This is a genomic window from Streptomyces sp. NPDC046939 (assembly GCF_040644575.1).
In the GTDB taxonomy this organism is placed as follows: Bacteria; Actinomycetota; Actinomycetes; order Streptomycetales; family Streptomycetaceae; genus Streptomyces.
The window spans coordinates 74,768-100,318 of record NZ_JBEYWV010000013.1; the positions used below are offsets into that span (position 1 = coordinate 74,768).

The window sequence follows — 25,551 nt, forward strand, 5'->3', positions numbered from 1 at the left end:
CCGGTACGGCGATGCGGTGGGAACATCGTCGCCCCGCGAACGCGGGCCGACAAGAAGCCGGGCCTGGTCGGACCGTTCCCAGGACAGGACCTAGGCGAAGTTGACCATCCGTATGTACCGTGTCCAGTCCCAGTACGGGCCCGGATCCGTGTGGTCGGTGCCCGGCACCTCGACGTGCCCGATGATGTGCGCCCGGTCCATCGGCACGCCGTACCGCGCGCAGACGGACGCGGTCAGCGCCGCCGACGCCTCGTACATCGCGTCGGTGAAGTACGCGGGCTTGTCGACCCAGCCCTCGTGCTCGATGCCGATGCTGCGCGTGTTGTAGTCCCAGTTCCCCGCGTGCCAGGCGATGTTCTTCTCGCGCACGCACTGGGCGATGTGGCCGTCGGCCGAACGGACCAGATAGTGCGTCGAGACCTGCTTGGCCGGGTTCTGGAAAATCTTGACGGCGTCGGCGTACGTCTCCTGCGTGACGTGGATGACGACGTGGTCGATCCGGTACGAGGACGGGCGGCTGGAGACCGTGTAGTTGGAGGTGCTGGCGGGGACGGACTCCGCGAGCGGGTAGTCGACGGCCTGCGCCCGCGCGTCCGCCCGGCCGGCGGGCAGGAGCGCGCCGGGGATCGCGACGGCGGCCCCGGCCTGGAGGAGACGGCGGCGGCTGGGGAGGTGGGGGAGGTGGGGGAGAGCGGGGAGGTGTCTTGCTCCGGTCATGTCGTTCCTGCCTCTCGTGGGGGGAACCGATGATCAGCGCTCGGGGCGCGGCAAGGACGCCGCCCACGCGCGCGGCGCCCTTTCGCCGACTGAGCATCGGCGTGCGCGGGCGCCCGGAACGCCGCGCGTGAAGTACGGTACGGGGCCCGTCGGTTGGGGCGGAAGAGGGTGCGGGGCGCCTGTGAATAACCCGCGCGTTGTGAACAACCGCACGTCAGAGGTCCGAACCACTGACGGTTGCGTCTCTGGTGAATGTGCGGAGCGACGCGCCTTCCGCGCTGACGTCCGGCCCGTCGGTGATCTCGAAGGGTGGCCCGAGGGCAGGGACCGGCGGCTGATCCGTCGGCGGGCCGGACGGTTCAGCCGCCGGGGGTCGGCGGCCTTGGCGGTCGGCCCGCCAAGGACGGCGGTCGGCCCGCTGACGACGGCGGTCGGTTCGCTGACGACCCTGACGATCGACGCGTCGTGGGACTACGCCGCCCGCACCACGCCCATCGGATCGTCGAGCACCGCCCGTACCACCGAATGCGCCGCCCCGAGCAGCGGACCGTCGGGGCCGAGGTGGGAGACGGCGACGCCGTCGGAGGGGGTCGCCGTGCGGTTCGTCAGCTCGTGCTCCAGGGAGGGGAGCAGCCAGGGGGCGAGACGGGAGAGCGCGCCGCCGAGGACCACGGCGCGCGGGTCGAGGAGATTGACCGCGCCGGTCAGCGCGATGCCCAGCGCGGTGCCCGCGTCCCGCAGGGCGCGCCGGGTGGCCTCGTCACCGGCCTCGGCCCGCTCCGCGAGCAGGGAGACCCGTTCCGGGCCCGGTTCGACGCCCGCCGCACGCAGCACCGCCTCCTCACCCGCGTACTGTTCGAGGCAGCCGCGCCCGCCGCACGGGCAGGCCGGACCGTCGGGGCGCACGGGAACGTGGCCCAGCTCGCCCGCGAACCCCCGCGTGCCGCGCAGGAGCCGGCCGTCCACGACGAGCGCCGCGCCGATGCCGATCTCCGCCGACACGTGCAGGAAGTCCGCCGGGGACTCGTCGGCGAGCCAGAGTTCGGCGAGCGCGCCGAAGTTCGCCTCGTTGTCGACGCGCAGCGGCACCTCGCACGGCAGCAGCGCGGCCACGTCCGTGTCGTGCCAGTCCAGGTTCGGGGCGCGGACGACGGTGTGCGTGCCCCGTGCCACCAGACCCGGCACCGCGACGGAGAGCCCTGCGGGCCGCAAGCCTTCGGCCACGGCCTCCTCGGTCACCTGCCGCACCAGCACGGCGAGGTCGTCGAGTACGGGGCCGGGCGCGCGCCCCCGGTTGCCGACCCGGAGCTCGGCACGGGCCCGTACCTCGCCGCGCAGATCCACCGCGCACACCGCGAGGTGGTCGACGCCCACCTCGGCACCGAGCCCGGCGGGGCCCTGGCCGCTGACCGCGAGCGCGGATCCGGGCCGTCCGACACCGCCGGGCCGCTGCGGGCCCAGCTCTTCGAGGAGACCGGCCCGGATCAGCTCGTCGACCAGGGTGGAGACGGCGGCCCGGGTCAGCCCGATCCGCCCCGCCACCGCGGCCCGCGACAACGGGCCCTCGGCGGCGACGGCGTGCAGCACGCGGGAGAGATTGCGGCGGCGCATGCCCTGCTGGTTGTCGGGTGTCCCCGCCCGGGGACGGTGCAATGGTGCGGTCATGCGGTCATGCTCCCAGGGTGAACGAAATGAGCCACGCGCAGGTCGGCGCCCGGACGGCGTGCGCCGTGACCGACAGGCGGCCCGGACAGCGTCCGTGCCGCTCGCGCACGACTCCGGTCCTTGCATGAGTGCGCCGACGGACGGGCGAACCGGCTGACGCACGCGCCGATTCGAAGCGGAGGCGGACGCCTGGGCGCGCGCACCCATTCGCCACGACACCGGACCGGCTGACGCACGCGCCGCTCCGGGGGCGAACGCCTCGCCGCGCGTCCCGCCACCGCATCGGACCGGTCGCCACGCCGGCCACTCACACGAGGGCCGAACGGCTCGCGACGACGCACAGCCGGACCAGAGGACGCGCGCCGCGCCCCGACAACCAGCCCCCTCGCCGCGCCCGGCGCCCCCCGGTCGGATTGGCTGCCACCCGGGGCGGTAAGCCAACCGCCCCGGCAACCCCCGCCCCCTCCCAGCCTCACTCCCCCTCCAACAACCCCGCAGCCCCCCGCAGAACCCCCGAGATCCGCTCCAGCGCCCCCTCGTCCCGGGGGACCGCGTCGAGTACCGGGCCCCGCGCCGTGTTCCAGCGGCGGGCGACCGCTGCCGGGTTCTCGCCGGTCAGGATGGCCGCGGCTTGTGCGGCCGCGCCGAGGGCGACGAGTTCGCGGGCCTCGGGGACCTGGACGGGGCGGCCGGAGAGGCGGCGTACCGTCTGCTGCCAGGCCGTGCCGCGCGCGCCGCCGCCGATCAGGAGGAGCGGCGTGGAGCGGTCGGCGTCGTCGTCCAGGACGCGGTCGAGGGCGCCGAGCAGGGCGTGCACGGCGCCGTCGTACGCCGCCTGGAGCAGTTGCCCGGCCGTCGTGTCGTGGCGCAGTCCCGTCAGCAGGCCCGAGGCGTGGGGGAGATCGGGCGTCCGTTCGCCGTCCAGGTAGGGGAGGATCGTCGCCTCGCCGCCCCCTTCCACCGCCTCCCGGTCCAGGCCGAGCAGCGCCGCGATCCGGTCCACGGCGAGCGTGCAGTTCAGGGTGCAGGCGAGCGGCAGCCAGTCCCCGTGGGCCGCGGCGAACCCGGCGACGATGCCGCTCGGGTCCGTCGGCCTGCGGGTCGAGACCGCGTAGACCGTGCCGGACGTGCCGAGGCTCAGGACGGGTGTGCCGGGGTGCAGGCCGAGGCCGAGCGCGGCGGCGGCGTTGTCGCCGGTGCCGGCCGCGACCAGCGTGCCCTTGGAGAAGGGCAGCTCGGCGTCCTGGACCGTCCCCGCCACCTCGCCGGGGCCGACGACCCTGGGCAGCAGCGCGGGGTCGAGTCCGACCCGGCCGAGGATCTCCTCGTCGTACGTCTCGGTCGCCGACGCCCACCATCCCGTACCGGACGCGTCGCCGCGGTCCGTCGTGCCCTCGCCGGTGAGGCGGCCCGTCAGGTAGTCGTGGGGGAGGCGGACGGCCGCCGTCGCGCGGACCGCCTCCGGCTCGTGCTCGGCCAGCCATGCCCACTTGGAGACGGTGAAGGACGCGCCCGGCACGGAGCCGAACCGGTCCGCCCACACCTTCGGGCCGCCCAGCTCCTCCACGAGGCGGCGGGCCTGCGGCGCGGAGCGCACGTCGTTCCAGAGCAGCGCGGGGCGCACCGGGCGGCCCTGGGCGTCGAGCGTCACCAGGCCGTGCTGCTGCCCGCCGACCGAGACGGCGGACGCCTGGCGCGCCGCGTCACCGCACTGGGCGAGTGCGGTGCGCAGCGCGGTGTACCACTCCTCGGGGTCGCTCTCGCGCCCCGCGCCCGAGGTGACCGTGTGCGGGGCCTGCCCGCTCGCCACGACCTCTCCCGTGGCGACGTCCACGACCAGCGCCTTCGTGGACTGCGTCGAGCTGTCCACCCCGACGACGTACGGCCCGGCGGGGCCCTCGGCTGCTGACATGCGGCTCTCCTGAAATTCCGGCGGTACCGGGAATGGCTCTTCCCAGCGGCGTGCCCGCATACTAATTTGTAAAGCGCCATGACGAAATAGGCGGGCGGCACACGACATTGCCATGTCCGCGAACGGCGAGGGAGCCGCAAGATGACGTACCAGCCCACCCCCGACGACAAGTTCACCTTCGGCCTCTGGACGGTCGGCTGGCAGGGCCGCGACCCGTTCGGCGACGCCACCCGGCCCGCGCTCGACCCGGTCGAGTCGGTCAAGCGGCTGTCGGAGCTCGGCGCGCACGGCGTCACGTTCCACGACGACGACCTGATCCCCTTCGGCTCCTCCGACAGCGAGCGCGAGGGCCACATCAAGCGCTTCCGGCAGGCGCTCGACGCCGCCGGCATGGTCGTCCCGATGGCCACGACCAACCTCTTCACGCACCCCGTCTTCAAGGACGGCGGCTTCACCGCCAACGACCGCGACGTACGCCGCTACGCGATCCGCAAGACCATGCGCAACATGGACCTCGCCGCCGAGCTGGGCGCCAAGACGTACGTCGCCTGGGGTGGCCGTGAGGGCGCCGAGTCCGGCGGCGCCAAGGACGTGCGCGCCGCGCTCGACCGCATGAAGGAGGCGTTCGACCTGCTCGGCGAGTACGTCATCGAGCAGGGCTACGACCTCAAGTTCGCCATCGAGCCCAAGCCGAACGAGCCCCGCGGCGACATCCTCCTGCCCACCGTCGGCCACGCCCTCGCCTTCATCGAGCGCCTGGAGCGCCCGGAGATGTACGGCGTCAACCCCGAGGTCGGCCACGAGCAGATGGCGGGCCTGAACTTCCCGCACGGCATCGCCCAGGCGCTGTGGGCCGGCAAGCTCTTCCACATCGACCTCAACGGCCAGAACGGCATCAAGTACGACCAGGACCTGCGGTTCGGCGCGGGCGATTTGCGCGCCGCGTTCTGGCTCGTCGACCTGTTGGAGACCGCCGGGTACGAGGGCCCGCGCCACTTCGATTTCAAGCCGCCGCGGACCGAGGACTTCGAGGGCGTCTGGGCGTCGGCCGCGGGCTGCATGCGCAACTACCTGATCCTGAAGGAGCGCGCCGCCGCCTTCCGCGCCGACCCGGAGGTCCAGGAGGCGCTGCGCGCGTCGCGCCTGGACGAGCTGGCGCAGCCCACCGCGGCGGACGGCCTCGCCGGGCTTCGCGCGGACAAGTCGGCGTTCGAGGAGTTCGACGTGGACGCGGCGGCCGAGCGCGGCATGGCGTTCGAGCGCCTGGACCAGCTGGCGATGGACCACCTCCTGGCCGCGCGCGACTGACCCCGCCATCGGCCGACGACTCCCCGGGTGTGCTGCCCCGGGGAGTCGTCTCGTTGCGGGGGCGCGGGGTGCGCGCAAGCGGCGCGGCCCTCCCGGCGCAGGGCGTGCCCGCGCCCACGACAGCGGTGCAACTCCTCCTGTCCGCGCGGGCATTGCGTCGAAGGGGTCGCGCCGCGACGGTCCTGACGGGATTCTGGGCACATGTCCATGCCCCCGCCGCCCCCGCAGCAGCCGCCCTGGCCTCCCAGTGAGCAACCGCCCCCGGGCGGTGGCGGGTTCGGGCCGCCGGAGGGAGGGGGGTTCGGTGGGCCGCCGCCCGAGGAGCCGCGCGGGCCGGGGCGGCGTCCGTACCTGGTGATCGGCGTGCTCGTCGGCCTCGCCGTGGTGGTCGCCGTCGTCGTCTTCCTGGTGACGCGCTCCTCGGACGGCGGCGACGACAAGTCCCCGGGTGACAAGGGGCGGACGGGCAGGCCCTCGCCCTCGCTCAGCATCCCGAGCGAGCTGCCGAGCGCACTGCCCAGCGGGCTCCCCAGCGAGCTGCCGTCGACGCTTCCCTCCGCCCTTCCCTCCGGGCTTCCGTCCGAGTTGCCCAGCGAACTGCCCAGCGACATCCGGTCACTGTTGCCCTGAGCCCGCCGCCTCCGCCTCCCGGTCCGCGCCGAAGTGCGTCAGGACCATGTCGACCAGCGCGTCGACGTCCGCCTCGGCCATCGGCGCGCCCGTCATGCCCATGCGGTGCAGCAGCACCCCGACGACCACGTCGATGAAGAACAAGACCCGCCGCTCCGGTTCGCCGAGCGCGTCCTGGAGCGCGACGCGGTACGGGTCCTGGAGCCGGGCCGACAGGATCTCGCGCAGCGCCGGATCGCTGACGGCGTCGCTGAAGGCACCGGCGAACGCGTCGCCCACCCCAGGCTCACCGATCGTCGCCGCGATCCAGCGGATGGTCGACGTCATGATCTCGGCCCGGCTCGCCCCCGTGAGCGGCGCCGGGCCGAACGCGTCCAGGAGGCAGTCGACGATCAGCGCGCCCTTCGTCGGCCAGCGCCGGTAGACCGTCGACTTGGCGACACCGGCGGCCGCGGCGATGCGTTCGACGGTGGCGCGCGCGTAGCCCAGCTCCTGGACGGTGCGCAGGGTCGCGGCGAAGACCTCGGCGTTGACCCCGCTGCGCGGGCGCCCGGGAGGCCGGCCTGAGGGGGAGGCGGGGGTGGTCGGTGGCATGTCCGGACGATAGCTCCTTACGCTCCTCTTAGTTTCGATACCTTAGGTTTCGATACCTCAGGTCTCGGAATGGTCGGGCCATGGCTCCGGTGGGGAGAACAGGACATGAGCGAGCGCGCAACCATCGCTACGGAAGAGCAGGCGGAGAGGCCCGTGGCGCCGGACTGGCTGACCGTCACGGACGCGGAGCTGTTCGCCTACCGCGAGGCGGAGAACCGCTTCCGCGCCTCCGAGGCGGCGCGGGCGGTCACCGGGCAGCCGGACGTCGGCGCCTCGATCACCTGGGAGACCGTGGCGCTGCCCGGCCGCGACCTCCCGGTCCGGGTGCACCGGCCGCTGGCGGCGCCCGAGGGGTCCGGCCTGCCCCTCGTCGTCCATGTGCACGGCGGCGGTTTCGTGGGGACGGCCGTGCAGAGCGACTGGGTGACCAGTCACGTCGCCGCCCGACTGCCCGCGGTCGTCGTCTCGGTCGAGCACCGGCTCCTCGCCCCGGACAGCCCGTTGGTGAACGCCGTCGACGACGGCTGGGACGTGCTCCAGCACGTGGCGCGGCAGGCGGGGGAGTGGGGCGTCGACCCGGCGCGCGTGGCGGTGTTCGGGGAGAGCTGCGGCGCGCTGATCACCGCCCTCACGGCGCTCCGCGCCCGGGAGACCGGCCCGCGCCTGCGGGCGCAGGTGCTCGTGAACCCCGCCGTCGACGTCACCGACACGATGCTCGACTACCCGTCGGTGGCCGAGCACGGCGACGGCCCGTCCCTCGCCACGGCGCAACTGCGTCTGACCCGGCGGCTCGGCCTGCCGGACGGAACCGACCCGCGGCCGCTCTCGCCCCTCTACGCCGACGACCTCGGCGGGCTCGCCCCGGCGCTCCTGATCGTGCCGACGCACGACGCGGTGGCCGACCACGGCCGCCGCTACGCCGAAGCGCTCCGGGCGGCCGGAACGCCCACGCGTCTCACCGAGTACCCGGGAGCGGTGCACGCGTTCCTCAGCCTGCCGGGCCTGGTCCCCCAGGCCGGGGACGCCCGCACGGAGATCCTGGACTTCCTGCGCGACACGCTCGCCCCGGCGGCGACCGAGTGACCACCTGCGGTACCGGGCCCGGCGCGGCCGGCCCTCACCGCACCCGCACGGTCACCTTCTGCGAGAGACCGCCCGTCGCGCTCAAGTCACCGAAGACGAGACCCAGTTCGGAGCCGGTCGTCGCCGCTGTCACCGATCCCGGCTTCGACGTCACCTCCCGCACCGGGCGCCGCCAGACCAGCGTGGCGCCCCGCACCGAGCGGTTCGGGTCGGCCACCGTGACCGTCGCCGTGCCGTCCCGCTTCTCGTGGATCTGCACGATCAGCGGCGCGTCCACGGTGACGCGACCGACCGTCCCGGGCTCCCAGAACGTCACCCCGGTGATTCCGAGGGAGGGGACGCGGACGCCCTGCTGGGCGCCTGAGTTGGCGTCGATGTGCAGCCAGCCCCGGTCGGCGGCCCGTGCCGCCGTACGCGGTTCGTCCGCGCCCGGCATCAGCACGCAGGCGTAGGACGCGTCGGTGGGGTCGGTGCCGTGGTCCGCCAGCAGGGAGACGTAGCGGCGCGTCACGGGGTCGGCCGAGCCACCGCCGTTGATGGACTTCCAGGTGCCGGTGCGTTCCTCGCGGAGCGCCGTCAGGGACGTACCGCCGGGGAAGACGTAACCGCCGTGGCCCGCCACGTGCGCCCAACTCGCGCGGGGAAATGTCGCGTTCCAGGGGTGGAGGACCGGCTGGGCGCGGCCGTCGACCGTGAGGCGCGCCGTGCCCGACGCGCCCAGGTTGCGGGTGTCCAGGACGCTCTCGACGCCCGCACCGTCGGCGCCGCTGATCCCCGCGCCCAGGCACACCACCGCGTCGTCGAGGAAGAACCACGACTTCTTGGCCCGTAGCGTCGAGGACAGGCCGCGCACGTCCTGGGCGAGCGCCCCGTACGTGCCGTCCGTCGCGCCGCCCACCCACGTCGTGTCGGGCCGCGACGCGCCCCACGCGCCGCCCTCGGCGTCCGCGAGCGGCTTGCGCGAGACCGTGGTGCCGGGCAGCCGGTACGGATCCACGGTCGGCCAGTAGCCGTCGCTGTACTGCCCGCCGCCGGTGCCCTCGGCCCACCAGTAGAGCATTCCGGAACCGGTGTGCCAGCCGCGCACGTTCTCGCCGTTGCCGTGCTCGTAGAACGTGATCGCCTTCGAGGACATCGAGACGGACGCCGTGAACCGCTTGGTGCGATGGGTCGCCCGCGCCATCGAGGGGAACACCCGGTGGCCGGTCGGTTCGGCGGCCGGCTTCACCGCGGCGTCGGCCAGGAGCGACGCCACCCGGGACAGGGCGGCGACCCCCAGGGTGCGGCCCGCCGTCACGTCGCCGACGCGGTCGCGTGTGTACCAGCCCTTGGCCAGCGCCCGCCAGCGCGCGTTCTCCTCGGCGCTCGCGCCCTGCCCGAGCAGCAGGATCGAGGCGATGACCCCGTGGCCGCGCGCGTGGTCGTCCTGCTGGATGCGCAGCGGGTCGTTGGCGGCCAGGCCACGGCTGACAGCCCGCCCGGACACGTTGTCCATCATCAGCCCGTCGTGCAGGAACGGCGCGTACGCGTCCTCCACCGCGTCCAGGAAGATCTGCCGCTTGCTGTCGGTGATGGCCCAGGCGGAACCGCCGAGCAGGGCGAACAGCTTGCTGAGGCCGTCGATGAGGACGGCGCCGTAGGAGCCGGTGTACGGCACGTACGTGTGCTGGATCAGCGAGCCGTCCGCGTACAGGCCGTCGCCCGAGGTCACGTACGGGAAGACCGGCGAGACGGCGTCCCGCGCGAGCGCGACCTTGGCCGCCGTGCCGTCGAGGATGCCGCGCAGCGCGAGGACGCGGCAGAGGTCGATGCGGTTGGCGCCGGTGCTGGTGCCGGTGTACTTCGCGACGAGCGAGTCCGGTACGAAGTGGTCGATCGCCTCGACCGCCGCCGTCAGGCGCTCGGCGCCGAGGTGTTCGTACATCAGGATCGCGATGTCGAGGAGCCGCTGCGGGGCGCCGATCTGGAAGTTGTACCAGTTGCCGTACGGGGCCCGCGACGTGTTGTAGACCTGTGCGCCCAGGTGGTCCACGGCGGTCAGGACGGCGGCCCTCAGGCTCTCGTCGCCGGTCAGACCCGTGCCCGGCTGGCAGAACGCCTCCGCCATCACCCGTACGCGCTCGTAGCTGGTCTGGACCCGCTCCGAGTAGCCGTACGACTCGGTGTCCGTGTCGGGGTCCGGGTCGCCGAAGACCGCGTCCGGCCACAGGGAGCCGTCCGCCGGGGCCATCGCGTCGCGCCACGCCCCGGCCTGCGCCCCGAGCGTGGCGAGCTTCGACCTGAACGGCTCCGCGGTCGGGCTGAACCCCTCGCCGAGGTACAGCGCCCGCCACTTCGCCCGCAGGGCGGCGAACGCGTCGCCCTCCCCGGCGGCGGCCACCGCGGGGCGGGGGAGCCCGGCGGTGAGCGCGGCTCCGGTCGCCGCTGCCGAGGCGAGGAAGCCGCGGCGCGACCAGGACGAGGAGGGCGTGTGCGACGTCATGAGAGGCTCCGGATGCTGGAGTGGCCGCTGGTGGTAAGCGGTTTCTAGCATCCGGAGTTTCGAACGCTCAAGAGAAACGACCAAGTTGAGCGTTTCGATCGTTCGACGGGGCCGCCTTGTCGTTCAGGTCGTTCGGGCCGTTCAGGCCGCGACCCACACCGTCGTGATGTTGCAGAACTCCTTGATCCCGTGGCCCGCCAGCTCCCGCCCGTACCCGGATCGCTTCGCGCCGCCGAACGGCAGCGCCGGGTGCGAGGCCGTCATGCCGTTGACGAAGACGCCGCCCGCCTGGCTGTCGCGGGCGAACCGCTCGATCTCGTCCTCGTCGCCGGTCCACAGGTTGGAGCTGAGGCCGAACGGGGTGTCGTTGGCGACGGCGATCGCCTCGTCCAGGTCCGCGACCCGGTACAGGGTGGCGACCGGGCCGAACGTCTCCTCGCGGTGGATCCGCATCTCCGGCGTGATGTCCGTGAGGACGGTCGGCTCGTAGAACCAGCCGCGGTCCGCCAGCTCCTTCGGCCGCTGACCGCCGCACAGCACGGTCGCCCCGGACTCGACGGCCTCGTCGACCAGCTCCTCCAGGTCCTTGCGGCCCTGCTCGCTGGAGAGCGGGCCGACGTCCGTGGACTCGTCCAGCGGATCGCCCACCGTCAGCTCCCGCATGCCCGCCACGAACGCGTCCCGGAACTCCTCGAAGACGTCCTCGTGCACGATGAACCGCTTCGCCGCGATGCACGACTGGCCGTTGTTCTGCACTCGCGCCGTCACCGCCGTCTTCGCGGCCTTGGCGATGTCCGCCGACGGCATGACCACGTACGGGTCGCTGCCGCCCAGTTCGAGCACCGTCTTCTTGACCTCGTCACCGGCGATCGAGGCGACGGAGCGGCCCGCGGGCTCGCTGCCCGTCAGCGTCGCCGCCGCCACGCGCTCGTCGCGCAGGATGTTCTCGATCTCCCCGGAGCCGACCAGGAGCGTCTGGAAACAGCCCTCGGGGAACCCGGCCCTGCGGAACAGGTCCTCCAGGTAGAGGGCGGTCTGCGGGACGTTCGACGCGTGCTTGAGCAGGCCGACGTTCCCGGCCATCAGGGCAGGCGCGGCGAACCGGACGACCTGCCACAGCGGGAAGTTCCACGGCATCACCGCGAGCACGACGCCGAGCGGCCGGTAGCGCACGACCGCGCGGGACGCGCCCGAGTCCCGTACGTCCGACTCGGCCGGGTGCTCCTCGGCCAGCAGGTGCTGGGCGTTCTCCGCGTACCAGCGCATCGCCTTCGCGCACTTCGCCGCCTCGGCGCGGGCCGCCGCGATCGGCTTGCCCATCTCCGTCGTCATGACGCGGGCGATGTCCGGGGTGTCCGCGTCCAGCAGGTCGGCGGCCTGCTGGAGCATCCGCGCCCGGTCGAAGAACGACGTCGTGCGGTACGAGTCGAACGTCCGGGCCGCCAGGGCCAGCTTCTGCTCGATGTCCTCCGAGGAGAGGGCGTCGTACGTCTTCAGCGTCTCGCCGTTCGCGGGATTGACCGTCGCGATGGGCATGGGGCGACCTCCTGAGCGGGTTTCTCCGACCTTCCCGCGCGGCGCGCGGACGCGCAACGCGGAGTCCCCCGCGTACCCGGCCCCCTCGCCGTCAGACGTGATCGTCAGAGGTGCTCGGCGAGCCGGTCCAGGAACACCGCCTGCGCCTTGACGATCACCGCCCGCCCCGCGTCGAGGCCGAACCACGCCACGCGGTCCAGCTCCGGGAACTCGGCGGTCCGGCCCGAGCCGCGCGGCCACTCCATCGTGAACGTGCCCGGCACCATGTCCGCCGGGTCGAGGTCGCCCTCCACCGCCCACACGGTGACGCGCTTCCCGCCCGACTGCACCGTCTCACCGAGCGGCAGCGGCGTCCCCTCCGGCGCGGGCAGCCCCAGCTCCTCCTGGAACTCGCGCCGCGCCGCGTCCCAGGGCGCCTCGTCCGGCTCGTACTCACCCTTGGGGACGCTCCAGGCGCCCGCGTCCTTGCGCGCCCAGAACGGGCCGCCCATGTGCCCGAGCAGCACCTCGGGGCCGCCGGGTGTGCGGCGGAAGAGGAGCAGGCCCGCGCTGCGTCTCGTGCGCTTCGTCGTCCCGTCGGCCATGGGGTCATTCTCCGCGCAGACAGCGGATGACCGCGAGTACGCGACGGTTGTGGTCCTCGGAGACGGGCAGCCCGAGCTTGCCGAAGATCGCCGCGACGTGCTTCTCGACGGTGCCCGGGGAGACATGGAGGCACTGGGCGATCGCCGCGTTCGAGCGGCCCTCGGCCATCAGGGTCAGCACCTCCCGCTCCCGGCCGGTCAGCGAGCCCAGCTCCGCCGTGCGCCGGCCCGCCCCGGCGAGCTGCGTCACCACCTCCGGATCGAGCGCGGTGCCGCCCGCCGCGACGCGGGTGAGCGCGTCGGTGAACTCCGCGACGTTCGCCACCCGCTCCTTCAGCAGGTACCCGACGCCCGCCGAGCCCTCCGCGAGGAGCCGTGCGGCGTACTTCGTCTCGACGTACTGCGAGAAGAGGAGCACGCCCGTGCCGGGGTGCTCTCGGCGGACGTCGATCGCGGCGCGCAGCCCGTCGTCGGTGTGGGTCGGCGGCATCCGGATGTCGACGACCGCCACGTCCGGCCGGTGCTGGGCCACGGCGGCGCGCAGCGTGTCCGCGTCGGCGACGCCCGCGCAGACCTCGTGCCCGCGCAGGGTGAGCATCTGGGTGAGCAGCTCGCGCAGGATCGCGGCGTCCTCGGCGATGACCACGCGCACGGCCCGCCTCCCCTCCGAAGGCTCAGGCATGGGGCGGCAACTGTACCGACACCGAGGTGGGGCCGCCCGGCGGACTGGTCACCTCCAGCGTCCCGTCCACCGTCCGCACCCGGCGCACGAGCCCCGCGAGTCCGCCGTCGGGGACGATCCGCGCGCCGCCCCGCCCGTCGTCCGTCACCCGCAGCCGCAACGTCCCGCCGCCGGACGTCAGTTCCACGCGGCAGCGCTCCGCCCCGCTGTGCTTGGCGGCGTTGGCGAGCAGCTCGGCCGTGCAGTAGTACGCGAGGGACTCGATCGCCGGGGTCGGCCGTGCGGGCAGGTCCACGGCGACGTCGACGGGGAGCGGGGCGCGGGCCGCCAGCGTCGTCAGGGCGTCGGTGAGACCGCCGTCGAGGGCGGCGGGGTGCAGGCCGCGCGAGAGGTCGCGGAGTTCGGTCAGCGCGCCCGCCGCGTTGTCCCTGGCCGTCTCGACCAGGCGGCGCAGCCCAGGCCGGTCCCGGTCGTCGAGCTGTTCGCGGATCATGTCCAGGCTCATCGCGAGGGCGACGAGGCGGACCTGCGCCCCGTCGTGCAGGTCGCGCTCCAGGCGCCGCAGCCGCGCGTTGGCCTCGTCCACGGCGAGCGCCCGGGTCTCCTCCAGGTCCCGTACGCGCTCGGCGAGCCGGTCCGGGCCGAGCAGCGCCCGTACGAGGCGGCGGTCCACGGCGACGGCCGCGCGGGTCGGCCAGGGGGCGGCGACGAGGATCGCGCACCCCACGACCGCCGTGCCGAACGCGGCGCCCGGCGAGTGCAGCCCGGGCCCGCCGCCCCACGGCAGCGGCGTCACGAGGCTCAGGCCGTCCGGTGCGACCGCCCACCGCACGGGGGCGACGAGGTTGATCGCGCCGATCGCCCACCACGACACCGCGTACAGGCTCACCATCGCCAGCGGCAGCTTCACCGCCAGGTACGCCACCGCCCGCCACGCCGCCGCGTCACGCAGCCGGGCCTCGGCGCGCGCGAGGACGCCGCCGCCCGGCCGGGGCCCGCCCGGCGCCGCGACGTCCACGCCCAGCAAGGCGTGCGCCAGGCGCCGTTGCAGGGCGCCGAGGGAGCGGGTCAGGGCGAGGCCGGCGAGCAGGAACAGGGCGCCGAGCACCGCGCCGACCAGGGTCAGTGTGAACGCCGCGCCCAGGGCGAGAGCGACCAGGACGAGCAGGAAACCGGCGACCGCGGGGACGTAGGACAGCAGGGTGTACGCCGCCTCCGTCCACGCCCGCCGGGTCAGCGGGGCCCGCAGGACCGTGGCGACGGTCGGCCGCTCACGCACCGCGGCGACCGTGTTCGCCGTATCCGGTCATCACCACCCCTTGGTCAGGTTCGGACGCGGGGCAGCACCCCGAGGGCGGTCGCGTCCGCCAGGTGCTGGCCGAGGCGCAGTTGCAGCGCGCCGGGCGGGCCCGGCCGCTCCGAGAGGAGGCTGAGCGAGCCGACCGTCCGGTCCGGGGCGCGCAGCGGCACCGCCACCACGCAGGCGAAGCCCAGCGAGCGCGCCATCGCCGTGTACGAGGGCCAGTTGGCCCGCGCGTAGGGATGTGCCAGTGGCACGCCACGGATGGGCTGCGCCGAGGCCCGGCAGTCCGGTCCCGGGCCCTCGCCCCAGGAGAGCGAGGCACGCTCGAGGCGCAGGCCGCGGTTGTCGGACGCGGCCAGCTCCACGCGGCCCGTCGGCGGTTTGAGCACGGCCGTCGCGGAAGGCACGTCGAGCAGCGAGATACAGCTCCCCACCAGGGCGATCAGGGCGTGCGAACCGCCTCGTACGGCGGCGTCCGCCACTTCGACGAACGCCGTCGCGAGCTGTTCGCTGTCCACCTGGTACGCCTCGTACGGCACGCCGCGCATGGCTCTTTCCCCCTTGGTCCGGCCCTTGGCCCGTCCGCCCCGCCAGCGGAAGCGCCGCCCGCCCGGCGCGCGGCCGGACGGGCGGAACTTGCAAAGGGGGTATGCCCCCTGAATGACGGAGCCGAACCGGTGCGCCCCGGCGCGGCGGTGTCACATGTGCGCGGCGCCGTCCGTCGCCGCCGACTTCGGGACGCCGGGGCGGTACAGCACGAGCGTGACCACGAAGCCGATGGCGAAGAAGAGCGCCGACCACCAGAACGCGGTCGAGTAGCTCTGCATCGACGCCTCCGCCTGGACGAGCGGCGACGGCTTCTTGCCCTTGAGGTAATGGGTCGCGGCGCTCGTCGCCAGCGAGTTGAGCAGCGCCGTGCCGATGGAGCCGCCGACCTGCTGGCTGGTGTTGACCATCGCGGAGGCGACACCCGCGTCGTGCGTCTCGACGCCGGCCGTCGCGAGGTTCATCGCCGTGGCGAAGATCAGACCGAGGCCGATACCGGCGATGAGCAGCGGCGGCAGCACATGCGCCGCGTAGGTGCTGTGCAGATCGAGCGCGGTCAGCCACGCCATGCCGCCGGCGGTCAGGGCCATGCCGAGCGGCACGACCGGCTTCGGGCCCAGCGTGGGCACCAGGTAGTTCGTCGTGACGACGGACGAGAACACCATGCACGCCACCATCGGCAGGAACGCCACACCGGTGATGACCGGCGAGTACGCGAGGATCTGCTGGAGGTAGTACGTGAGGAACAGGAACACGCCGAACATGCCCGCACCCGAGAGGAACATCGCCAGGTACGACGCCCCGCGGTCGCGGTCCAGGACCACGCGCAGCGGAAGCAGCGGATGCGGCGCCCGCATCTCCCACCAGGTGAACGCGGCGAGCAGCAGGACGCCGATGACGAGGAAGCCCCAGGTGAGGAAGGAGCCCCAGTGGTGCGACTCGGCGTTGGAGAACCCGTAGACGATGCAGAACAGGCCGACGGTGACGAGCGCCGTGCCGGGCACGTCCAGTTCGGGCCGGTCCTTGGGACGGCCGCCGTGCAGCAGGCGCATGCCTCCGGCGATGGCGACCGCCGCGAACAGCAGGTTCACGTACAGGCACCAGCGCCAGTCCAGGTACTCGGTGAGGATGCCGCCGAGCAGCAGGCCGACGGCGCCGCCCGCGCCCGCGATGGCGCCGTAGATGCCGAACGCCTTCGCGCGCTCGCGCGGATCCGTGAACGTCGTGGTCAGCAGGGACAGGGCGGCCGGGGCGAGAAGCGCGCCGAACAAGCCTTGCAGGGCGCGGGCGAAGACGAGGACCCCGAAGTTGGGCGCCGCACCGCCGAGCGCCGAGGCCACCGCGAAGCCGATGAGGCCCGCGATGAAGACGGCCTTGCGGCCCATCAGGTCGGCGACGCGCCCGCCGAGCAGCAGCAGGGAGCCGAACGCGAGCGCGTACGCGGTGACGATCCACTGCCGGTTGCCGTCGCTGAAGCCGAGGTCCTTCTGCGCTGAGGGCAGGGCGATGTTCACGATCGTCGCGTCGAGGACGACCATGAGCTGTGCGATGCCGATGACGGCGAGGATCAGCCAGCGGTGTTCGTGTTTGCCACCGCCCGCGTACGGCGTCGCACCGTCACCGGGTGTGTCGCGTATGCCCTCGGACGACGTCCCGGTGGACTCGGGCGAGCGATCCATGGTGGCCTCCAGATCCGGGTGCACCTCTGATCAACCCCGTCCACCACGCTAAGCGCCCGGCCCGGGTACGGCGACCGGGGGAGAACGCGGCCGTTCCCCCAGGTCGCCGTAGGGCAGTGGCTCAGCCGAGCCGCTCGTCCACCGACGCGGCCTCCTCCTCGGCCGCGCGCGGGGCGGGGACCGCGGCCGCCGGGGCGGCCTTCGCCGTGCGTCCGGCGAACAGCTTCTGGGCCAGCGGCTCGGTGTAGCGGGCGGTGAGCGGGCCCACGATCACCAGGATCAGCACGTACGCGGTGGCGAGCGGGCCGAGCCGCGGTTCGATGCCGGAGGTCACCGCGAGCCCCGCGATGACGATGGAGAACTCGCCGCGCGCGACGAGCGCGCCACCGGCCCGCCAGCGGCCCTTGACGGAGATCCCGGCCCGGCGCGAGGCCCAGTACCCGGTGAAGATCTTCGTGCAGGCCGTGACGACCGCGAGGAGCAGCGCCGGGAGCAGCACCGGCGGGATGCTGGCCGGGTCGGTGTGCAGGCCGAAGAAGACGAAGAACACGGCGGCGAACAGGTCCCGCAGCGGCGAGAGCAGCGTGTGCGTGCCCTCGGCGACCTCACCGGAGAGCGCGATGCCGACGAGGAACGCGCCGACGGCGGCGGAGACTTGGAGCTGCTGGGCGAGCCCCGCGACCAGGATCGTCAGACCGAGGACGACGAGGAGCAGCTTCTCCGGGTCGTCGCTGGAGACGAACCGGGATATGTGCCGCCCGTAGCGCACGGCGACGAACAGGACGAGCCCGGCCGCGCCGAGGGCGATGGCGAGCGTGAGCCCGCCCGCCGCCCAGCCGACCCCGGCGAGGAGCGCCGTGATGATGGGCAGGTAGACGGCCATGGCCAGGTCCTCGAGGACCAGGATGCTCAGGATGACCGGTGTCTCCCGGTTGCCGAGGCGTCCCAGGTCGCCGAGCACCTTCGCGATCACGCCGGACGACGAGATCCAGGTGACACCGGCGAGCACGACGGCCGCCACCGGGCCCCAGCCCATCAGGAGGGCGGCGGCGGCGCCGGGCAGCGCGTTGAACGTCATGTCGACGAGTCCGGCCGGGTACTGCGTCTTGAGGTTGCTGACGAGATCGCTCGCCGTGTACTCCAGGCCGAGCATCAGGAGCAGCAGGATCACGCCGATCTCGGCGCCGATCGCGACGAACTCCTCGCTCGCGCCGAGCGGGAGCAGCCCGCCCTCGCCGAACGCCAGCCCCGCGAGGAGGTAGAGGGGGATCGGCGAGAACCGCAGCCGCCCGGCGAGGCGGCCGAGCAGGCCGAGCGCCAGGATGATCGCACCGAACTCGATGAGGAAGACAGCGGAATGCATCCGATCACTCCCTGCCCAGGATCGCGGCGGCCGCCTCGACGCCCTCGCGCGTACCGATCACGATGACCGTGTCCCCGCCCGCGAGCCGGAAGTCCGGCGTCGGCGACGGGATGGCCTCGGTCCGGCGCAGCACGGCGACGATCGAGGTGCCCGTCTCGGTCCGCATGTGCGTCTCGCCGAGCAGCCGCCCGTTCCAGTGCGAGGTCGCCGGGATCTCGATGCGCTCGGCGACCAGGCCGAGGTCGGTGGTGTGCAGCAGATTGGGGCTGTGGTGGGAGGGCATCAGCGCGTCGATGAGGTACGCGGCCTCGCCCGAGGTCAGCTTCAGCGACAGGGCGCAGGCGTCGGGGTCGTCCGCCCGGTACGCGCTGAGCGTGCGGCCTCCGTCCCGGTGCGCGACGACCGAGATCTGGCGCTGTTCTCGGGTGGTCAGGTCGTAGCGGAATCCGATCCCCGGCAATGGTGTCCTGCTCAGGCGTGAAGCGGGCACGTCTCTCCCCTTGTCCGTGCGTGTCCGGGGCGGTCCCGGCGGGCGTTAGGTGGCTGCTGCATCTTTTGCGGCGCCTGTCACCCTATACGGTTCATGATTTGGCAAAGAAATAGTCAGGGAGAGGGGGGAGGGCCGGGGCGGGCCCCGGGGAGGAGACGGGCGGGCTACGCGGACTCGGAGACCGCCGGATGCGCCGCGAGCACCGCCTCCACGGTGTCGGCCTGCTCGGGCGTCTTGTCCTCCCGGTACCGGATCACCCGCGCGAACCGCAGCGTCACGCCCGCCGGGTACCGCGTCGAGCGCTGCAGCCCGTCGTAGGCGATCTCCACGACCAGCTCGGGCCGGACCGTCACGGTGATCCCGTCGTCCTCGACCGCCAGCTCGCCGAGGCGCTCGGTCTGCCAGGTGAGCAGCGCGTCCGTGAGCCCCTTGAACGTCTTGCCGAGCATCGCGAACGAGCCGTCCTCGCGCCGCGCGCCCAGATGCAGGTTGGACAGCTTCCCCGTACGCCGCCCATGGCCCCACTCGGCGCCGAGCACCACGAGGTCGAGCGTGTGCACCGGCTTCACCTTCAGCCAGGACGCGCCACGGCGCCCCGCGCTGTAGGAGGCTTCGAGCCCCTTCAGGACGACGCCCTCGTGCCCCCGGTTCAGCGTCTCCTCGAAGAACTCCTCCGCCGCCGCCCGCTGCGCGTCGTCCGCCGCGTCCTCGACGACGGTCCGCCGCACCCGCATCGGCTCGGGGACGACGCGCGCGAGGTGGTCGTGGCGCCGGGCGAACGGCAGGTCCAGCAGGTCCTGCCCGTCGACGTAGAGCGCGTCGAAGAAGACCGGCGAGACGGGCAGCGACCGCGCGGCCCGCTCCACGTCCACCCGCGACCCGACCCGCCCGGCCACGTCCTGGAAGGCGCGCGGCCGCCCCGCGTCGTCCACGGCGATGACCTCACCGTCCAGGATGAGTCGCTCACCTTTCAACTCCCGTGCGGCGGACACGACTTCGGGCAGCCGGTCGGTGATCTCGTCGAGCGTCCGGGTGAAGATCCGGACGTCGTCGCCGTCCCGGTGCACCTGGATGCGGATGCCGTCGAGCTTCTCCTCCACGGCGCACGCGCCCAGCTTGTCGAGCCCCTCGCCGACCGAGCCCGCCGAGTGCGCCAGCATCGGCTGCACGGGCCCGCCCACCGTGAGCCGGAACTCCGCGAGCGCCTCCGGGCCCCCGGCGAGCAGCGCCTTCGCCACCGGCTGGAGCCCGCCCGCCAGCATCACCGCGCGCCGGACGTCCCCGGGCGGCGCGCCGGTCGCCCGGGCCAGCCCTTCGAGCGCGACGGCGTCGAGGGCCCCCTGCCGCACCTCACCGGTGACGAGCCCGAACAGGAACCGCTGCTCCGCCTCCGTGGCGGCGCCCATCAAGGCCCCGACGATCCGCTTGCGTTCGGCCTGCGACCCGGCGCCGCTCACATCGCCGAGCGTGGTCAGGGCCGCGTCGACGTCCTGCACGCTCAGGCGCGGCTCGGCCGCGGGCGCCACCCGTTCGCCGAGCACCCGCCACCCGACCCCGAGCCGCCCCTGCGGGAGGCGTCCCGCCAGGTACGGGATGACGAGGGGCACGTCGTCCGGGTCCGCGTCCCGGAACAGCTCGGCGAGCAGCTCGATCTTCTTCGAGCGCGCCGAGGTGGCCGCGACCTCCTGGGACACCTGTGCTAGCCGGGCAAAGAGCATGCAGCCATGGTGCAACGGGTGGGCACGGAACGCACCAGTGGCCTCAGCGCCCGTCGCCGGGTTCGAGGGCCGGTGCGCCGACCCCGCAGTGCGCCCGGCACTGCGGCCGCGGCGCCTTCGCGGCCCGGGCCCGCACATGGCGCGGGCGCACGAAGAGAACCGCCAGCACGGACGCGAGCAGGAACAACAGCGCACACCCGTAGGCCGCCCGGTGGAACGAGGAGTTCACGGCGGCGGGCCGCGTGTACGCCTCGCCCGACAGCCCCACGACCAGCGGAAGTCCGGCCACCACCAGGAGCTGTGCCACCCGCGCGGCCGTGTTGTTCACTCCGCTCGCGAGCCCGGCGCGGGCCGGCTCCACCGACGCCAGGACGGTCGCCGTCAGCGGCGCCACGAACACGCTCATCCCGAGCCCGAGCACGGCGACAGCGGGCAGCACGTCGGCGGCGTAGGAGGAACCGGGCCCGATCCGCAGCATCAGCAACACCCCGCTCGCGGCGACGAGGGGCCCGACGACCAGCGGCAGCGTCGGCCCGATCCGGTGGGCCAGATCGGCGGCGCGCGCCGAGAGCAGCAGCATCAGGACGGTCACCGGAAGCGTCGCCGTACCGGCGTGCAGCGCGTCGTACCCGACAGCCACCTGCAACTGGACCGGCAGCATGAACAGGATGCCGCCGATCGCCGCGTACAGGCACAGCGTCATCCCGTTCGCCGCGCTGAACAGCCGCGAGGCGAACAGCGAAGGCGGCAGCATCGGCGCCGTCCGGCGCCGCTCCACGTGCACGAACACGGCACCGGCGGCGACACCGACGAGCGCGGGCAGCCCGGTGGAGACCACGGAGGCGCCGCCGGACGAGGCGATCAGGGCGTAGCTGACCCCGGCCAGGCTCAGCGCGGCGAGCACGGCGCCGAGCTGGTCGAAGGGGGTGTCGGCGGTGCCGGCGTCGCGGCTCTCGGGCACGTGCCGCAGCGCGATCGCGAGCACGACGGCGGCGATCGGCACATTGATGTAGAAGATCCACCGCCATCCGGGCCCGTCGATCAGCCACCCGCCGAGGAACGGCCCGAGCGCCCCCGCCACCCCGGTCAGCGCGGACCACGCGCCCACGGCCCGCGCCTGGTCGTCCGGGTGGAACACCGACCGCACCAGCGCCAGCGAGCCGGGTGTCAGCAGCGCCGCCCCGACCCCTTGCAACGCCCGCGCCGCGATCAGCGTGCCCTCGTCCGGCGCGAACCCGCACAACGCCGACGCGCCCGCGAACCACGCCACGCCCAGCATCAGCGTGCGCCGCCGTCCCAGCCGGTCACCCAGCGCGCCGCCCCACAGCAACAGCGCGGACAGCGTCAGCATGTACGCGTTGACGACCCATTGCAGTACGGACAGCGACGCCCCGAGATCCCGCCCCATGGTCGGCAGGGCGATGTTCACGACCGTCCCGTCCAGCATCGCCATGCCGGACGCGAGGACGACGCACGCAAGGATCCACCGCCCGCGCGCCGAGGCGAGACGGACGTCCGGGGCCGGGTCGGCGGCGGGGTGTGTCGTCGCGGTCACCGGCTCATTGTCGTGGACACCGGGCACGGACGCGAGGCCCTGCCGTGCGACGCCGGGCCCGCCGGTTGCACCTAAATTCGAACATGCGATCTAATCCAAGCCATGCGGCACACGATCACCGACGACCTCGTACAGACACGCCAGGAATGGACCGAGACCTATCGGCGCCTCGCCGAACAGCCCGGCCGCACCGTCCTGCGCCGCCGCCTGCTGCACCTGTCCCGCGTGCTGGCGGAGGAGCGGCTGACCCCGGCCGAGAGAGCGGAGCTGCGCCTGCGGGCGCGGCAGGGCGGGGGTGCGTCGTGAAGGTGGCGGTGCATCGCCCGGCGCCGGGCGGCGGACGCAGTGTCACGGTCGCGGACGTGCCCCTCGGTCTCGCGCACTCGGACGCGGACGTCATCGAGTTCCTGCGCCGGGCGGGCCTGGAGAACGCCGAGGACCTCGTGCTCGGCGACTCGCCCGACATCGAGTGGCGCGGAGCGCCCGCCCACGAGTACGGGGCGATATGACAGCGCGCCGTCACACGGCGCGACCGAAGGCCCGCGCGGGACCGGAGACCGGTCCGCCGGGCATCCCCTTTGGCTGCGGGTGGACGAACGGGTCCCCCGCGGCCGGGGCGAGCGTGACCGGGGAGGCGGCGAGCGCCGGCGGCGCCACCGCGGCGAGCGCGGCGGCGACCGCCAGGGCGAAGGTCGGAAGGTTCGGCTTGCGCATGCCCGGCTAACGACCTCCCCGTCGGCCGGGCACGCGCCCGCGCTCGACCGGGTTCAGCGCGGCAGGTGCGCCTCGACGGCCGCGATCAGCTCGGGGGCGTCGGGCTCGGTCTGCGGGGAGAAGCGGGCCACGGCGTTGCCGTCCGGGTCGACCAGGAACTTCTCGAAGTTCCAGCGGATGTCCCCGGTGTGCCCCTCGCCGTCCGCCAGCTCCGTCAGCCGCGCGTACAACGGGTGCCGCCCCGCCCCGTTGACGTCGACCTTCTCCGTCATCGGGAACGTCACCCCGTACGTCGCCGAGCAGAACTCGGCGATCTCCTCCGCGCTGCCCGGCTCCTGGCCCATGAACTGGTTGCAGGGCACCCCGAGCACGGTGAAGCCACGCTCCGCGTACCGCTCGTGCAGCTTCTCCAGCCCCGCGTACTGCGGGGTGAGGCCGCACTTGGAGGCGACGTTGACGATCAGGACCGCCTTGCCCTCGTACTGGGAAAGGTCGGCGGGGCCGCCCTGGAGGCGGTCGATCTCTACTGCGTCGTAAACAGACATGGTCCGGAGCGTACGCCTGCGCGATCGCGGGCCGGTCGCGCACCGGTCAGATCACGGGGAGCCGGTCCACCAGCACCTCCAGCCGCTGCTCCATGTACTCCGGCGGGAGCCGGTCCGAGCGGGTCAGCGTCGCGATCCCGTGCAGGGACGCCCAGAACACCTCGGTGAACACCCCCGGCTCGATGCCGTCCCCGGCGACCTCGCCCAGGCACTCGTTCAGCGCGGCGAAGGCGTCCTTGAGGGGTTCCGGGGTCTCCTCCCGCGCGTAGGCGAGGCCGCCATCGAGCTGGAAGATGGCGTCGTAGACCGCCGGGTTCCGCTCGGCGAAGTCGAGGTAGGCGCGGGCGAGGGCGTGGACGCGGGCCCGCGGGGTGTCCGCCGCGGCGGTCGCGGCCCGTACCGCCACGGCCATCTCGGTGGCGCCCTGGAGGGCGACGGCGCCGATGATCTCGCGTTTGCCGCGGAAGTGGCTGTAGAGGACGGGCTGGCTGTACTCGATCCGCTCGGCGAGCCGGCGGGTGGTCACCGCGTCCCAGCCCTGCTTCTCGGCGAGTTCACGGGCGGTGGCCACGATGAGGCGCTCCCGCTCCGCCCGTTCGCGTTCCTTGCGTTCCTGTACCGACATGCGTCGATCCTAGCACTGCTAGACAATCGAGCGGCAGTAGGTCTAGCGTTGCCTCAACAGCTAGCAGCGCTAGATCCGGCCGGGTCCGGAGAACTGGAGAGATCGTCATGCTCAACGCACTCGAGGTCGTCACCACCGTGGTCGTCGGCCTGATGGTGGGGGTGGAGTTCGCCGTCGCCTTCGTCCTCGGCCCGATCCTCAACGCCCTGCCCGAGGACAGCTCCCAGCTCGGCCACGCCCACGGCGGCCGGATGCTCGGCGCAGCGATGCCCGTCTGGTACATCGGCTCGCTGGTCCTCGTCGCCGTCTGGGCCGTCGCCGGGTGGCACCACGACGGCGCCGGGCTCGTCGTCACCGCCGGCGCGCTGCTGATCGTCAGCGTGGTCATGTCGGTCCTGCTGCTCGTCCCGATCAACAACCGCAACCGGACATGGACCCCCGAGAACCGGCCCGCGGACTGGCGCGAGCAGCTGAACCGCTGGGAGCGCCTGCACTACGTCCGCGTCGCCGTCATCATCGCCGCCTTCGTCCTGCTCGTCACCGCTCTCTGAGCACACCGCAGACAACATCGAGGAGAAGAAGCATGTCGCTGAAGAAGATCAACACTGTCCTGACCGTCGCGCTCGTCCTCTTCGCCCTCTGGTTCGGGACGGAGTACATCCTGAGCCCGGAGTCGATGGCGCCCGGCTTCGGACTGCCGGACCCGCCCTCCGGCGACGGCGGCGGCTTCCTCGTCGTCAAGGGGATACGCGACGTCGTCCTCGCCCTGGTCCTCGGCGTCCTGCTGGTGACGGGCCAGCGCACGGCGCTCGGCTGGGCGCTCCTCGTGGCGTCCCTCGCCGCCTACGGCGACATGGCCACCGTGCTCTCCCACCACGGATCCGTCGCCACCGCGCTCGGCGTCCACGGCCTGACCGCGACCGCGATGGTCGTCGTCGGCCTGCTGCTGCGGCGCGAGACCCGCACGGCCGCGGCGCCCGCCGCCCCGCGGCCCGCCTGATGCCCGCAGGTCAGGGCGGCGGCCGACGCAGGCGCCCGCGCGCCACCAGCTCCACCGTCGTCGCCACCGCCACGGCCTGGACGGCCATCAGCGCCACGAGGACGAACAGTTGCACCGCGCCCGCCATCACCGGGGACGCGCCGCCGAGCAGCATGCCGACGAACGCGCCGGGCAGCGTGACCAGGCCGACCGTACGGGTCTGGTCCAGGCCGGGCAGCAGGGCGTCGGACGCGGCCGGGCGGGCGATCTCCAGGCGGGCGTCGTGCGGCAGGAACCCCAGGGAGAGGCACGCCTCCACCTCCCCGTGGCGCGCGGTGAGCTCGTCCAGGGCGCGCCGGCCCGCGAGGACCGTCGCGGTGAGCGCGCCGCCGATGAGGATGCCGGTGACGGGGATCAGCGCGATGCCGTCCGTGGGCAGCAGCCCCGAGGCGACGAGCGCGCCGACGACGGGGGCGACCGGCGCCGCGAGGGGCAGCGCCGCCCACCGCCAGCTCCGGTCGGCGGTGACGCGCCGGCCCGCCGTCCGCGCGGCGACGCAGAACATCAGCAGCAGGAACGCGAGCAGCGCGGCGCCGTGGCGCACCACCCAGCCGATCACCAGGGAGACCGCGCCGAGCTGCACCGTCGCCCGTACGCCCGCCACCACGATGTCGCGGGCGCGCCGCCGGGAGGCGTCCGGGGCGAGCCGGAACACCGCCGCCGTCGCCGCGGCGAGCAGCAGCAGGGCGAGAAGCATGGCCGCGAGGACGCCGTTGACCGGCAGGAGGGCGGCCTGCGCCGCCGTTCGATCGGGCATCTGTGCAGCGTAGAACCCTCCGAC

Annotated in this window: 26 protein-coding genes; 7 read left to right on the plus strand and 19 right to left on the minus strand. The window is 73.5% G+C overall.

Annotated features, from left to right (window positions below):
* Window positions 1–90 precede the first annotated feature (90 nt).
* The 3 genes from ABZ877_RS16355 to xylB all read right to left on the minus strand — a co-directional run bounded on the left by ABZ877_RS16355 (window position 91) and on the right by xylB (window position 4,294).
* The gene (locus ABZ877_RS16355; RefSeq protein WP_361070707.1) at window positions 91–717 is read right to left on the minus strand and encodes a peptidoglycan recognition family protein; all 627 of its coding nucleotides are present in this window, start codon (window positions 715–717) and stop codon (window positions 91–93) included.
* 471 nt (window positions 718–1,188) lie between these two features.
* Window positions 1,189–2,382 carry an ROK family transcriptional regulator gene (locus ABZ877_RS16360; RefSeq protein ID WP_361070710.1) on the minus strand — a complete coding sequence of 398 codons (1,194 nt, stop codon included), beginning with the start codon at window positions 2,380–2,382 and terminating at the stop codon, window positions 1,189–1,191.
* Between the two features lie 472 nt (window positions 2,383–2,854).
* Complete coding sequence (gene xylB / locus ABZ877_RS16365; protein WP_361070713.1) at window positions 2,855–4,294, minus strand: xylulokinase; 1,440 nt, start codon at window positions 4,292–4,294, stop codon at window positions 2,855–2,857.
* A 141-nt stretch (window positions 4,295–4,435) separates the two neighbouring features.
* Between xylB and xylA the strand changes: the two genes are divergently transcribed.
* Together xylA and ABZ877_RS16375 are read left to right on the plus strand one after the other, a co-directional pair.
* Window positions 4,436–5,602, plus strand: coding sequence for a xylose isomerase (gene xylA / locus ABZ877_RS16370; RefSeq protein ID WP_361070716.1), 1,167 nt, complete (start codon window positions 4,436–4,438; stop codon window positions 5,600–5,602).
* 201 nt (window positions 5,603–5,803) lie between these two features.
* Complete coding sequence (locus ABZ877_RS16375) at window positions 5,804–6,232, plus strand: hypothetical protein (protein WP_361070719.1); 429 nt, start codon at window positions 5,804–5,806, stop codon at window positions 6,230–6,232.
* Here the strand turns inward: ABZ877_RS16375 and ABZ877_RS16380 are convergent.
* Entirely contained in the window at window positions 6,218–6,826 is a 609-nt protein-coding gene (locus ABZ877_RS16380; protein WP_361070722.1) for a TetR/AcrR family transcriptional regulator, read from the minus strand. The two genes, ABZ877_RS16375 and ABZ877_RS16380, sit on opposite strands and share 15 nt — an antisense overlap.
* Before the next feature lie 105 nt (window positions 6,827–6,931).
* Here ABZ877_RS16380 and ABZ877_RS16385 point away from each other — a divergent pair, with 105 nt between their 5' ends.
* Window positions 6,932–7,909 carry an alpha/beta hydrolase gene (locus tag ABZ877_RS16385; RefSeq protein ID WP_361070725.1) on the plus strand — a complete coding sequence of 326 codons (978 nt, stop codon included), beginning with the start codon at window positions 6,932–6,934 and terminating at the stop codon, window positions 7,907–7,909.
* 34 nt (window positions 7,910–7,943) lie between these two features.
* Here ABZ877_RS16385 and ABZ877_RS16390 read toward each other — a convergent pair whose 3' ends face one another.
* The 11 genes from ABZ877_RS16390 to ABZ877_RS16440 form a co-directional block, all read right to left on the minus strand.
* The gene (locus ABZ877_RS16390; protein ID WP_361070728.1) at window positions 7,944–10,391 is read right to left on the minus strand and encodes a polysaccharide lyase 8 family protein; all 2,448 of its coding nucleotides are present in this window, start codon (window positions 10,389–10,391) and stop codon (window positions 7,944–7,946) included.
* Window positions 10,392–10,532: 141 nt separating this feature from the next.
* A complete protein-coding gene (locus ABZ877_RS16395; RefSeq protein ID WP_361070731.1) occupies window positions 10,533–11,927 on the minus strand; it encodes an NADP-dependent succinic semialdehyde dehydrogenase in 1,395 nt (464 codons plus the stop codon).
* Window positions 11,928–12,031: 104 nt separating this feature from the next.
* Window positions 12,032–12,511 (minus strand): NUDIX domain-containing protein, encoded by a 480-nt coding sequence (locus tag ABZ877_RS16400; protein ID WP_361070734.1) that lies wholly within the window; start codon window positions 12,509–12,511, stop codon window positions 12,032–12,034.
* A 4-nt stretch (window positions 12,512–12,515) separates the two neighbouring features.
* Window positions 12,516–13,163 (minus strand): response regulator transcription factor, encoded by a 648-nt coding sequence (locus ABZ877_RS16405; protein WP_361071090.1) that lies wholly within the window; start codon window positions 13,161–13,163, stop codon window positions 12,516–12,518.
* 22 nt (window positions 13,164–13,185) lie between these two features.
* On the minus strand, window positions 13,186–14,472 hold the full coding sequence (locus tag ABZ877_RS16410; protein ID WP_361070737.1) for a sensor domain-containing protein: 1,287 nt from the start codon (window positions 14,470–14,472) through the stop codon (window positions 13,186–13,188).
* Window positions 14,473–14,516: 44 nt separating this feature from the next.
* A complete protein-coding gene (locus tag ABZ877_RS16415; protein ID WP_361070740.1) occupies window positions 14,517–15,044 on the minus strand; it encodes a GAF domain-containing protein in 528 nt (175 codons plus the stop codon).
* A 150-nt stretch (window positions 15,045–15,194) separates the two neighbouring features.
* Window positions 15,195–16,721, minus strand: a complete 1,527-nt coding sequence (locus ABZ877_RS16420) for an MFS transporter (RefSeq protein ID WP_361070743.1) — start codon at window positions 16,719–16,721, stop codon at window positions 15,195–15,197.
* 121 nt (window positions 16,722–16,842) lie between these two features.
* Entirely contained in the window at window positions 16,843–18,084 is a 1,242-nt protein-coding gene (locus tag ABZ877_RS16425) for a cation:proton antiporter (protein ID WP_361070746.1), read from the minus strand.
* A 4-nt stretch (window positions 18,085–18,088) separates the two neighbouring features.
* Window positions 18,089–18,574 carry a TrkA C-terminal domain-containing protein gene (locus ABZ877_RS16430; RefSeq protein WP_361070749.1) on the minus strand — a complete coding sequence of 162 codons (486 nt, stop codon included), beginning with the start codon at window positions 18,572–18,574 and terminating at the stop codon, window positions 18,089–18,091.
* 164 nt (window positions 18,575–18,738) lie between these two features.
* The gene (locus tag ABZ877_RS16435) at window positions 18,739–20,292 is read right to left on the minus strand and encodes an ATP-dependent DNA ligase (protein WP_361070752.1); all 1,554 of its coding nucleotides are present in this window, start codon (window positions 20,290–20,292) and stop codon (window positions 18,739–18,741) included.
* Between the two features lie 43 nt (window positions 20,293–20,335).
* Window positions 20,336–21,847, minus strand: a complete 1,512-nt coding sequence (locus tag ABZ877_RS16440; protein WP_361070755.1) for an MFS transporter — start codon at window positions 21,845–21,847, stop codon at window positions 20,336–20,338.
* A 102-nt stretch (window positions 21,848–21,949) separates the two neighbouring features.
* On the opposite strand from ABZ877_RS16440, the gene ABZ877_RS16445 reads away from it, so the two are divergent.
* Both ABZ877_RS16445 and ABZ877_RS16450 read left to right on the plus strand, forming a co-directional pair.
* Window positions 21,950–22,153: a hypothetical protein gene (locus ABZ877_RS16445; protein ID WP_361070758.1), complete on the plus strand. Its 204-nt coding sequence runs from the start codon at window positions 21,950–21,952 to the stop codon at window positions 22,151–22,153.
* Window positions 22,150–22,356: a hypothetical protein gene (locus tag ABZ877_RS16450; protein ID WP_361070761.1), complete on the plus strand. Its 207-nt coding sequence runs from the start codon at window positions 22,150–22,152 to the stop codon at window positions 22,354–22,356. Before ABZ877_RS16445 ends, ABZ877_RS16450 begins: the two co-directional genes overlap by 4 nt.
* A 10-nt stretch (window positions 22,357–22,366) precedes the next feature.
* On the opposite strand, the gene ABZ877_RS16455 is transcribed toward ABZ877_RS16450, so the two are convergent.
* The 3 genes from ABZ877_RS16455 to ABZ877_RS16465 are packed head-to-tail and all read right to left on the minus strand — an operon-like array spanning window position 22,367 to window position 23,731.
* The gene (locus ABZ877_RS16455) at window positions 22,367–22,561 is read right to left on the minus strand and encodes a hypothetical protein (protein WP_361070764.1); all 195 of its coding nucleotides are present in this window, start codon (window positions 22,559–22,561) and stop codon (window positions 22,367–22,369) included.
* A gap of 53 nt (window positions 22,562–22,614) precedes the next feature.
* Window positions 22,615–23,106, minus strand: coding sequence for a glutathione peroxidase (locus ABZ877_RS16460; protein ID WP_361070767.1), 492 nt, complete (start codon window positions 23,104–23,106; stop codon window positions 22,615–22,617).
* A gap of 46 nt (window positions 23,107–23,152) precedes the next feature.
* On the minus strand, window positions 23,153–23,731 hold the full coding sequence (locus tag ABZ877_RS16465; RefSeq protein WP_361070770.1) for a TetR/AcrR family transcriptional regulator: 579 nt from the start codon (window positions 23,729–23,731) through the stop codon (window positions 23,153–23,155).
* Window positions 23,732–23,838: 107 nt separating this feature from the next.
* On the opposite strand from ABZ877_RS16465, the gene ABZ877_RS16470 reads away from it, so the two are divergent.
* Window positions 23,839–24,282: a DUF1772 domain-containing protein gene (locus ABZ877_RS16470; RefSeq protein WP_361070773.1), complete on the plus strand. Its 444-nt coding sequence runs from the start codon at window positions 23,839–23,841 to the stop codon at window positions 24,280–24,282.
* Between the two features lie 32 nt (window positions 24,283–24,314).
* On the plus strand, window positions 24,315–24,731 hold the full coding sequence (locus ABZ877_RS16475) for a DUF4267 domain-containing protein (RefSeq protein ID WP_361070776.1): 417 nt from the start codon (window positions 24,315–24,317) through the stop codon (window positions 24,729–24,731).
* Between the two features lie 10 nt (window positions 24,732–24,741).
* On the opposite strand, the gene ABZ877_RS16480 is transcribed toward ABZ877_RS16475, so the two are convergent.
* Window positions 24,742–25,527 (minus strand): ABC transporter permease, encoded by a 786-nt coding sequence (locus tag ABZ877_RS16480; RefSeq protein ID WP_361070779.1) that lies wholly within the window; start codon window positions 25,525–25,527, stop codon window positions 24,742–24,744.
* Window positions 25,528–25,551 lie beyond the last annotated feature (24 nt).

Excerpts from the sequence above, each read along its gene's own strand:
- ABZ877_RS16385 (WP_361070725.1), top strand. The coding sequence starts at position 6,932 with ATGAGCGAGCGCGCAACCATCGCTACGGAAGAGCAGGCGGAGAGGCCC.
- ABZ877_RS16390 (WP_361070728.1), bottom strand. The coding sequence starts at position 10,391 with ATGACGTCGCACACGCCCTCCTCGTCCTGGTCGCGCCGCGGCTTCCTC.
- xylB (WP_361070713.1), bottom strand. The coding sequence starts at position 4,294 with ATGTCAGCAGCCGAGGGCCCCGCCGGGCCGTACGTCGTCGGGGTGGAC.
- ABZ877_RS16465 (WP_361070770.1), bottom strand. The coding sequence starts at position 23,731 with ATGTCGGTACAGGAACGCAAGGAACGCGAACGGGCGGAGCGGGAGCGC.
- ABZ877_RS16355 (WP_361070707.1), bottom strand. The coding sequence starts at position 717 with ATGACCGGAGCAAGACACCTCCCCGCTCTCCCCCACCTCCCCCACCTC.
- ABZ877_RS16375 (WP_361070719.1), top strand. The coding sequence starts at position 5,804 with ATGTCCATGCCCCCGCCGCCCCCGCAGCAGCCGCCCTGGCCTCCCAGT.
- ABZ877_RS16470 (WP_361070773.1), top strand. The coding sequence starts at position 23,839 with ATGCTCAACGCACTCGAGGTCGTCACCACCGTGGTCGTCGGCCTGATG.
- ABZ877_RS16395 (WP_361070731.1), bottom strand. The coding sequence starts at position 11,927 with ATGCCCATCGCGACGGTCAATCCCGCGAACGGCGAGACGCTGAAGACG.
- ABZ877_RS16455 (WP_361070764.1), bottom strand. The coding sequence starts at position 22,561 with ATGCGCAAGCCGAACCTTCCGACCTTCGCCCTGGCGGTCGCCGCCGCG.
- xylA (WP_361070716.1), top strand. The coding sequence starts at position 4,436 with ATGACGTACCAGCCCACCCCCGACGACAAGTTCACCTTCGGCCTCTGG.
- ABZ877_RS16415 (WP_361070740.1), bottom strand. The coding sequence starts at position 15,044 with ATGCGCGGCGTGCCGTACGAGGCGTACCAGGTGGACAGCGAACAGCTC.
- ABZ877_RS16420 (WP_361070743.1), bottom strand. The coding sequence starts at position 16,721 with ATGGATCGCTCGCCCGAGTCCACCGGGACGTCGTCCGAGGGCATACGC.
- ABZ877_RS16445 (WP_361070758.1), top strand. The coding sequence starts at position 21,950 with ATGCGGCACACGATCACCGACGACCTCGTACAGACACGCCAGGAATGG.
- ABZ877_RS16460 (WP_361070767.1), bottom strand. The coding sequence starts at position 23,106 with ATGTCTGTTTACGACGCAGTAGAGATCGACCGCCTCCAGGGCGGCCCC.
- ABZ877_RS16475 (WP_361070776.1), top strand. The coding sequence starts at position 24,315 with ATGTCGCTGAAGAAGATCAACACTGTCCTGACCGTCGCGCTCGTCCTC.
- ABZ877_RS16360 (WP_361070710.1), bottom strand. The coding sequence starts at position 2,382 with ATGACCGCACCATTGCACCGTCCCCGGGCGGGGACACCCGACAACCAG.
- ABZ877_RS16480 (WP_361070779.1), bottom strand. The coding sequence starts at position 25,527 with ATGCCCGATCGAACGGCGGCGCAGGCCGCCCTCCTGCCGGTCAACGGC.
- ABZ877_RS16400 (WP_361070734.1), bottom strand. The coding sequence starts at position 12,511 with ATGGCCGACGGGACGACGAAGCGCACGAGACGCAGCGCGGGCCTGCTC.
- ABZ877_RS16435 (WP_361070752.1), bottom strand. The coding sequence starts at position 20,292 with ATGCTCTTTGCCCGGCTAGCACAGGTGTCCCAGGAGGTCGCGGCCACC.
- ABZ877_RS16380 (WP_361070722.1), bottom strand. The coding sequence starts at position 6,826 with ATGCCACCGACCACCCCCGCCTCCCCCTCAGGCCGGCCTCCCGGGCGC.
- ABZ877_RS16425 (WP_361070746.1), bottom strand. The coding sequence starts at position 18,084 with ATGCATTCCGCTGTCTTCCTCATCGAGTTCGGTGCGATCATCCTGGCG.